The sequence below is a fragment of the Chromohalobacter sp. HP20-39 genome (assembly GCF_033052815.1).
GTDB lineage: Bacteria > Pseudomonadota > Gammaproteobacteria > Pseudomonadales > Halomonadaceae > Chromohalobacter.
Genome location: NZ_JAWHTP010000778.1, coordinates 1 through 263, shown reverse-complemented (window position 1 = coordinate 263; position 263 = coordinate 1). Strand labels below are relative to the sequence as shown.

Here is a 263-nt window from a genome sequence, read left to right as displayed (position 1 = left end):
CCCAGCCCGGCGCCGGGCCGGTGGCCGGACGGGTCGGCGCGGTAGAAGCGCTCGAACATGCGGGCCTGCTGCTCGGGCGTCATGCCGATGCCGCGGTCGGCCACGCGCACGCCCAAAGCGGGCCGGCCGCGCAGCTCGCCGTGCAGGCTGCTGATCTCGATCGGGCTGCCCGGCGACGAAAACTGCACCGCATTGCTCAGCACATGGGCCAGGGCGCGCTGGGTCTTGCAGGCGTCCAGCTGCAGCGGCGTGTCCGGGTGGGC

Annotated in this window: 1 protein-coding gene; it reads right to left on the bottom strand. The window is 74.5% G+C overall.

What is annotated here, in order from left to right:
* Positions 1-263: sensor histidine kinase (locus tag RVY79_RS20075; RefSeq protein ID WP_317466338.1), on the bottom strand; the 263-nt coding region annotated here is incomplete at both ends.